The sequence below is a fragment of the Nostoc sp. UIC 10630 genome, from assembly GCF_010747425.1.
Classification (GTDB): domain Bacteria; phylum Cyanobacteriota; class Cyanobacteriia; order Cyanobacteriales; family Nostocaceae; genus Nostoc.
Window position 1 is genome coordinate 1 of record NZ_JAAGOG010000305.1, and the last position, 7,303, is coordinate 7,303.

Genomic DNA, 7,303 nt, shown 5'->3' on the forward strand with positions numbered 1-7,303 from the left:
GGGAATGGGGAATGGGGAAGAGTCTAAGCAGGTACCGAGAATTCATCGGTCTTTTGATGAGTGTTTGGCTGACATTGCCAAATTTAAAACACTATATTTATCGGAACTGTCAGAGGAAAATAGTGGGATCAATCTTTCTAGTCGATCACTTCCAGTCACGCCACACCAGTTTGCTAAACTAGCTGAAACTATCCGTCAAGAACGCGATCGCAATTTCTCGATCTGGCTACTTTCTGCTCAACCTTCGCGTTCTGTATCGCTGTTGCAAGAACATGATTGTCCGGCTCAGTTTATCCCCAATCCCCGCGACTACCAAGCGATAGATAAGCTGCAAATTAACCATACTCCCATAGCTCTAAAATATTCTGGTCTGGCGGAACTTGAAGGTTTTATTCTGCCGACATACCGAATAGTAATCGTTACAGACCGGGAATTTTTTGGGCAGCATTCCTTGGCGACTCCCGGCTATATCCGCAAGCGCCACAAAGCTACTTCTAAGCAGGTTGATCCCAATAAGCTGCGTCCAGGCGATTATGTAGTTCACAGAAATCATGGTGTTGGTAAATTTGTCAAGCTGGAAAGTTTGACGATTAATAATGAAACCCGTGATTATTTGGTGGTGCAGTATGCTGACGGGTTATTAAGAGTTGCCGCCGATCAAGTGGGTGCTTTATCCCGGTTCCGCGCCGGAGGTGATAAAGCACCGGAACTCAACAGGATGACTGGTAAAGCTTGGGAAAATACCAAGAATAAAGTCCGCAAAGCCATCAGAAAATTGGCGGTGGACTTGTTGAAACTGTATGCAGCGCGATCGCAACAACAAGGTTTTAGCTTTCCCAGTGATATGCCTTGGCAGGAGGAATTGGAAGATTCTTTCCCCTACCAACCCACAACGGATCAACTCAAAGCTGTACAAGATGTGAAACGCGACATGGAAAGCGATCGCCCAATGGATCGCTTAGTTTGTGGCGATGTCGGTTTTGGAAAGACGGAAGTGGCGATTCGTGCTGTTTTTAAAGCAGTCACCGCCGGTAAACAAGTGGCACTCCTTGCGCCAACGACAATTTTAACACAGCAGCATTACCATACACTCAAAGAACGTTTTGCACCTTACCCGGTAAATGTCGGTTTGCTCAACCGTTTTCGTTCGGCTGAAGAGCGCCGCGATATTCAAAAGCGATTGGCAACTGGTGAATTAGATGTAGTTGTTGGTACACAGCAACTTTTGGGTAAAGGCGTGATGTTCCGGGATTTAGGACTGTTGGTGGTGGATGAAGAACAGAGGTTTGGGGTAAACCAGAAAGAAAAAATTAAAAGCCTGAAAACTCAAGTGGACGTGCTTACACTCTCCGCCACACCCATTCCCCGGACTTTGTATATGTCCTTGTCGGGAATTCGGGAAATGAGTTTAATTACAACACCACCCCCAACTAGACGAGCGATTAAAACCCATCTGTCACCGATAAATTCTGAAAGTATCCGCAGTGCAATTCGTCAAGAATTAGATAGAGGTGGACAGGTATTTTATGTAGTTCCGCGAGTGGACGGGATTGAAGAAACCACAGCCAATTTACGAGAAGTGATACCGGGAGCTAGATTTGCGATCGCTCACGGTCAAATGGATGAAAGCGAGTTAGAATCAACCATGCTCACTTTCAGCAATGGCGATGCAGACATCCTTGTTTGTACGACAATTATTGAATCTGGCTTAGATATTCCGCGAGTCAACACCATTTTAATTGAAGATGCTCACCGCTTTGGATTGGCACAACTGTATCAATTACGCGGTCGTGTGGGACGTGCAGGTATCCAAGCTCATGCTTGGTTATTTTATCCAAAGCAACGGCAATTATCTGATGCAGCACGGCAAAGATTACGAGCAATTCAGGAATTTACACAGTTAGGTTCTGGATATCAGCTAGCGATGCGCGACATGGAAATTAGAGGTGTGGGTAACTTGTTAGGTGCAGAACAATCCGGTCAAATGGATGCCATCGGCTTTGATTTATACATGGAAATGCTGGAAGAAGCAATTCGGGAAATCCGAGGACAAGAAATTCCGAAAGTGGAGGATACCCAGATTGACCTTAACCTGACGGCATTTATCCCAGCAGATTATATTACCGATTTGGATCAAAAGATGAGTGCTTATCGGGCGGTGGCAACAGCTAAATCTAAATCAGAATTAAACCAGATTGCAGCCGAGTGGAGCGATCGCTATGGTACTTTACCAGTCCCTGCAAATCAACTTTTGCGAGTCATGGAACTCAAACAGCTAGCGAAAAAACTCGGATTTAGCCGGATTAAGCCAGAACAAAAGCAGCACGTCGTTTTAGAAACGCCGATGGAGGAACCAGCTTGGAATTTGTTGGCGGCGAATTTACCAGACAATCTCAAGACGCGGTTTGTCTATTCTCCGGGTAAAGTCACGGTGCGCGGGTTAGGAGTATTTAAAGCAGATCAACAATTGCAGAATTTGATTGATGCTTTTGGGAGAATGCAGGGTGCAATTCCAGAGGCGGCTGTTGTTTAATAAGTTTTGCTCAAGTTTCTATCAATTTAGAACCAAACCTACAGAGGATACAGCCCTACACACGTTAATAGCTACCCGACACTGACACGTTTTGAGTAAAAAGCAAAGTGTGTAGGCATAGCCAGTCGTAGACATCGCTGTTATCTGTGTAATTTCGGTGGTGAGTTAGTTTTGTCTGTGAGAGATTAGGCATCTAAGTTTCCATAGCACGGACAACCAACAATGGAAAAAGAAAAATTTCACATTGGCCCAACATACCTTGGTATTGAGGGTATTTTTGATAGCATATTCTCACAAACTAGCTCAACAAGTTTATGAAAATCAGAGCAATCATTCATCCAGCAGAAGAAGGCGGCTATTGAGCAGAGGTTTCCGCACTTCCCGGTTGTATTACCGAAGGAGACACCATAGAAGAGGTAATGGCTAATTTAAAAGATGCTATTGAAGGTTGGCTTGAAGTTGCTAACAGTCGTAATGCAATTGAGTCAACAGATCAAGTTGTCGAAATTGCTGTATGAAATCGATTTCCGGGAAGCAACTTTGTAAGATTGTGGAGCAAAAAGGTTGGGTTTTGCAAAGAATTACTGGCAGTCATTATATTTATGAAAACCCCGAAGTAGAAAAATCCTGTCAATATCCTGTTCACCGCAATCAAGATTTGAAAGTTGGAACCTTGAAAGCTTTGATGAAAATAGCCCAGCTATCTGAAGAAGATTTACTTTAATTTCAAATTACTACTCTGATTCATCTACCAACTTGCTTGGTTCACCAGGGTAGAAATCATAGTCCATAATCTCTACCAAACTGTAAGGACACTCTACTGGAAAAGTCCGCTTGGGCAAATCTGTTTCTCCAACAGCTAATTCGACACCTTTAAGGTAGGCTTTGCGAAGTGCTTCTTCAAGGTAGGGTTTGAGGCTAGGATTGTCTTCGAGCAGTTCAGCAATATCTAAGCGTTGAATCCGAAGTGTTGCTAACCAGCCACGGCTACGGCGTTGAGACTGGTACTGCCATTTTAGTAAATGTCCAAGCAACACACTCAGACGGTTTCGTAGTTCTTGACGTTGCTGTTTACCCAAAGATTGAATCTCCTCAATCAGATTTTGCAGATCAATCTGACTCCACTGCTCATTACGAAGTAAAGTTACTTGTTCCTGTGTCCAAGCGTAAAAATCAGTTTCGTAGAGGCTTGGTGAAAGCATTGGTATCTTTGGGTTTGTTTCAGGTACACCCATTAGGTTAGTTCAACCTCAACGTCTTTGCTTTTATTGTAGAACCGTTTCAAATACTAGTTCTGCTATTGAGAGCGATCGCACCGTAAAAACCCCAATAGACTACAAGCAGAGATAATTTATAGTATGACTTTCGTAATAATTAACAGCTATGACAGAGCTACTTGAACAAGCGATCGCTAAACTAAAAAATTTACCTGCCAATGAACAAGATGCGTAGGCGTAGCCCGCCGCAGGCATCGCGGCGATGATTTTGGCAGAACTAGAAGATGAACGCCGTTGGGATGAAGCTTTTGCTTGCTCTCCAGATATGCTTGCCAAACTTGCAATCGAAGCAATGGCTGAATACCGTGCAGGTCAAACCCAAGAGTTAGATCCAGATAAATTGTGAAGTCACGTATAACCGCTCAGTTTCGTCAAGGGTTTGCTGATCTACCTGAGCAAGTTCAAGTATTGTTATTTGGTTTTGGCTCGGTTCACATGCAGAGTATAACAAGTTGCTCTCTCATCTGTAGTGACACAGTGCGATCGCATACTCCATTTGGATCAAAAGATGAGCGCTTACCATGAAGTTAAAATTTACAAATAATTTATAAATATTCAAAAAATACTTCAGGTACTAATCGTAATTCACCAGATTCAAAGCGAGAGATATCTATCCATAACGCTCTATGTTTATGATGTTGTGATTCTGAAAAAACTAAACTTTCCAGTTGATAAAATTTTGAATCAGCAAAGTCACATTGATAAAGCTGAATGATTTCATGACCTTGCCTACCATTAAATGTAAACAGGTTCTCTATACAACCTAGATATTTAATATTCCTTAAGTCTGCCTGAATTTCCTCTTGAAACTCTCGTTCTAAGGCGGCATAGCTGGTTTCGCCAAAATCAACACCACCGCCTAAAGCCCGATAAAATGTTTCTTGCTTTACGGGATCATAGCCTTCAGAAACAAATATGCGATCGCCATCCCGAATTAGCCCCAAGGCTATTACCCGAATTTCGCCTGCTTTATTCATTTTTATAACTAATTATCATAAATAGATTGAGGACGACTTTCGCTATCCTCAATAGGCCAATCTGGATTTTCGCCACCGATGTACAATTCTTCAATGGTGACGTATTCCTGACTTAGTTGTGTGAGCGCGTTGATTAGAATATCCAGAGCGATCGCATCACTGGTTCCTAAGTCAAACCAACAACGCCCCCACTGTCCCTCATATTCAAACTCACCAATGTTGTGCATCAGTGCTAGCAAGCTTTTGTCATATCCTTGCTCATCATAATTCATGTAGCTGATATCGAGTCCAGTGTCCTGCACCTGAAGATTCTCTGCATTAAATGCGCCCAATTTACCCAGATAAAACCAGGAATTGAAAACTTCTTCTACATACTGTTTTTCACGTGCAGAAGGATTTGTGCTGAATTTCAGCCAAATCCACATATCAAAAGGATTAATCTCGCGGAACTGAATCTCCATTTTGGTCTAATATCTCAATTACTGTTCTGCAAATAAGCATATCAAAGTAGGGCATGGGGAATGGGGAATTGGGAATTGGGACTAAAGATTGTTAAGGCTAGCAGCATTTTTGCGTTCGCTCTCAATTTGTTTGACTAAATCGCTTGGGAGTTGAGATTTTTTAGTTAATGCTTTGTCAAAATTAGCGATCGCTTCCTGAATCATCTGCTGGCTTTTTTCTTTTTGCCCCAGTTCTTTCAGGATTTGGGCTTTGAGATAATAAATTTCTGGATTATCGGATGTGGTTTTGATAGCTCGATTGACATACTCTAGTGCTTGTGGATACCTTTTTAAATCCCGGTAAGCAAGAGCAATACCCCGATCAACGAGATACCCAGGAGCAGCATTTTTTTCTAAGCGTCCAATTGATTGATCGGGACTAGCAAAAGGCAAATTAACCGCCAACAATAAATCCATATAACCCTTGATTAAATTCAGTTCTGGATCGTTGGCAGAAATTGCTTCGGCTTTATCTAAATATTCATAAACTTGCCGCAGCCGACTAAAAGCTTGTGGTACACCGTTGACTGTACCCTCACGGGTAAGAATTACTGCTCCTTCTAAAAAATGACCAACAGCAGTGTATAAATTACCACGCAATGGATCGTTGGGAATCAGTTTTTGTCCGGTTTCTAGAGTTTTTTTACTGTATGTGTCTAGTTTAGCCCAATCCTTATTTCCGTATGCCAAAGATGCCTTCATCGCATAAGCTAGAGGTTCATTTGGCTCTTTGGATATTGCTTGTTCCAGATAACGCTCTGCTGCTGGATAGTTACCCTGTTGGAACATCGCTTTAAAAGCTGCTTCTGTTTGGTCGCCAATTTGATGAGGTTCGCTATTGCGAAACGGATCGCCAGCCAGGGAGGGATTTACCCACAGATTAAGTGCGATTGCCCAAGGGGCAACGCCAAAGGCGAACGCAGCACCAAAAGCAGTCTGAGCAAGGGTAGTGAGTCTGGTAGGCACTACAAATCGAGGCGAAGAAAACCTTTTAGTCATTTTAACCCTCAGAATAATTGCGGTTGAAATAGTTGTATGTGTTACTTAGAATGCAAAAAATGATTAATTTTAACTTGCCTCTGCCTCAACCAAAATTTTCTTATATAAAGGTTGACTTTGATAATTTTTCCATGTTTCCAGGCTCGTCATAGCCATTGTTCCAGGGTGAGTCTGCCACAATGGAGAAAAATTGGATGATTCTTACTGCTAGATTAAGCTGTTAATCCAGGTAATGCATTATAAATTTTTCCAGAATTTTCCAGGTACTCTCAGTGTAGCTAATCAGTAATTTGCTGACTTTTTGGTAATCTTAACAAATGCTCTATCTCCGAAATGTAAATTATCACCCCACAGCCTGTCCAACAGCGATTCTTAAATCGATCAACTTGGAATTAGCACCCCAGCAGCTAGGTCTGATTATCGGCCCCAGTGGTTCGGGAAAAAGTACTTTACTAGAAATTTTGTCAGGACTAGCCGAACCCACAACTGGCGCACTCTTCTGGCGAGAACAAGAACTTATAGCCGAACAGCTACAACAATTAGCTGGGTTAGTATTTCAGTTTCCAGAACGGCACTTTTGCGGTGGTTCAATTTTAGAAGAATTGCGTTTAGGACATCCTGAGTTAGGGTCAGAACGAGTCAGGCAAGCCCTAACTGAGGTGGGATTAGAACATTTATCGCTTTCTGCTGCTCCCCATGCTTTGAGTGGTGGTCAACAGAGGCGTTTAGCTTTAGCAGTGCAATTGATTCGCCAGCCAAATTTACTGTTATTGGATGAACCCACTGCTGGGTTAGATTGGTCAATGCGTCGACAACTGGTAAATTTATTAGCAAAGCTGAAACAAGATTGGACGCTATTGGTAGTAACACACGATGCTGGGGATTTGTTAGCGATCGCAGATCGTTGCTGGACACTCAACCACGGCGAACTACAATCAGTAGACCCAAAGACACTAGAATCCAAAGTCAAAGAACCTCTACCATCGGTATGAAAGGGGATTGGGGATTGGGGACTGG

General features: G+C 42.7%; 8 protein-coding genes and 2 pseudogenes. 6 read left to right on the forward strand and 4 right to left on the reverse strand.

What is annotated here, in order from left to right; all coding sequences use genetic code 11:
* The 3 genes and pseudogenes from mfd to G1O98_RS35700 all read left to right on the forward strand — a co-directional run.
* Nucleotides 1-2,533, forward strand: a 2,533-nt coding sequence (gene mfd / locus G1O98_RS35690; protein ID WP_163938843.1) for a transcription-repair coupling factor, incomplete at its 5' end; no start/stop codon positions are given.
* A gap of 374 nt (nucleotides 2,534-2,907) precedes the next feature.
* Nucleotides 2,908-3,051 (forward strand): annotated as a pseudogene (locus G1O98_RS40450) (type II toxin-antitoxin system HicB family antitoxin); the annotation flags it as partial.
* Nucleotides 3,048-3,257, forward strand: coding sequence for a type II toxin-antitoxin system HicA family toxin (locus tag G1O98_RS35700; RefSeq protein ID WP_163938845.1), 210 nt, complete (start codon nucleotides 3,048-3,050; stop codon nucleotides 3,255-3,257). The pseudogene G1O98_RS40450 and the gene G1O98_RS35700, both read left to right, overlap by 4 nt.
* A 10-nt stretch (nucleotides 3,258-3,267) precedes the next feature.
* Here the strand turns inward: G1O98_RS35700 and G1O98_RS35705 are convergent, their stop codons facing one another.
* On the reverse strand, nucleotides 3,268-3,735 hold the full coding sequence (locus tag G1O98_RS35705) for a DUF29 domain-containing protein (RefSeq protein WP_202985850.1): 468 nt from the start codon (nucleotides 3,733-3,735) through the stop codon (nucleotides 3,268-3,270).
* 181 nt (nucleotides 3,736-3,916) lie between these two features.
* On the opposite strand from G1O98_RS35705, the pseudogene G1O98_RS35710 reads away from it, so the two are divergent.
* Both G1O98_RS35710 and G1O98_RS35715 read left to right on the forward strand, forming a co-directional pair.
* Nucleotides 3,917-4,156, forward strand: a pseudogene (locus G1O98_RS35710) (hypothetical protein).
* Nucleotides 4,153-4,335 carry a hypothetical protein gene (locus tag G1O98_RS35715; RefSeq protein WP_163938841.1) on the forward strand — a complete coding sequence of 61 codons (183 nt, stop codon included), beginning with the start codon at nucleotides 4,153-4,155 and terminating at the stop codon, nucleotides 4,333-4,335. The pseudogene G1O98_RS35710 and the gene G1O98_RS35715 overlap by 4 nt, the downstream one beginning before the upstream one ends.
* Before the next feature lie 20 nt (nucleotides 4,336-4,355).
* Here G1O98_RS35715 and G1O98_RS35720 read toward each other — a convergent pair whose 3' ends face one another.
* The 3 genes from G1O98_RS35720 to G1O98_RS35730 form a co-directional block, all read right to left on the reverse strand.
* A complete protein-coding gene (locus tag G1O98_RS35720; protein WP_163938849.1) occupies nucleotides 4,356-4,787 on the reverse strand; it encodes an NUDIX domain-containing protein in 432 nt (143 codons plus the stop codon).
* Between the two features lie 8 nt (nucleotides 4,788-4,795).
* The gene (locus G1O98_RS35725; RefSeq protein WP_069070833.1) at nucleotides 4,796-5,248 is read right to left on the reverse strand and encodes a DUF3531 family protein; all 453 of its coding nucleotides are present in this window, start codon (nucleotides 5,246-5,248) and stop codon (nucleotides 4,796-4,798) included.
* A gap of 81 nt (nucleotides 5,249-5,329) precedes the next feature.
* Nucleotides 5,330-6,286: a Sll0314/Alr1548 family TPR repeat-containing protein gene (locus G1O98_RS35730; RefSeq protein WP_163938851.1), complete on the reverse strand. Its 957-nt coding sequence runs from the start codon at nucleotides 6,284-6,286 to the stop codon at nucleotides 5,330-5,332.
* Nucleotides 6,287-6,603: 317 nt separating this feature from the next.
* On the opposite strand from G1O98_RS35730, the gene G1O98_RS35735 reads away from it, so the two are divergent.
* Nucleotides 6,604-7,278 (forward strand): energy-coupling factor ABC transporter ATP-binding protein, encoded by a 675-nt coding sequence (locus tag G1O98_RS35735; RefSeq protein ID WP_163938853.1) that lies wholly within the window; start codon nucleotides 6,604-6,606, stop codon nucleotides 7,276-7,278.
* The last annotated feature ends 25 nt before the right edge of the window (nucleotides 7,279-7,303 follow it).

What these genes read in the sequence shown, in the direction of transcription:
- G1O98_RS35700 (WP_163938845.1), top strand. Translation starts at nt 3,048, where the DNA reads ATGAAATCGATTTCCGGGAAGCAACTTTGTAAGATTGTGGAGCAAAAA.
- G1O98_RS35705 (WP_202985850.1), bottom strand. Translation starts at nt 3,735, where the DNA reads ATGCTTTCACCAAGCCTCTACGAAACTGATTTTTACGCTTGGACACAG.
- G1O98_RS35720 (WP_163938849.1), bottom strand. Translation starts at nt 4,787, where the DNA reads ATGAATAAAGCAGGCGAAATTCGGGTAATAGCCTTGGGGCTAATTCGG.
- G1O98_RS35725 (WP_069070833.1), bottom strand. Translation starts at nt 5,248, where the DNA reads ATGGAGATTCAGTTCCGCGAGATTAATCCTTTTGATATGTGGATTTGG.
- G1O98_RS35730 (WP_163938851.1), bottom strand. Translation starts at nt 6,286, where the DNA reads ATGACTAAAAGGTTTTCTTCGCCTCGATTTGTAGTGCCTACCAGACTC.
- G1O98_RS35735 (WP_163938853.1), top strand. Translation starts at nt 6,604, where the DNA reads ATGCTCTATCTCCGAAATGTAAATTATCACCCCACAGCCTGTCCAACA.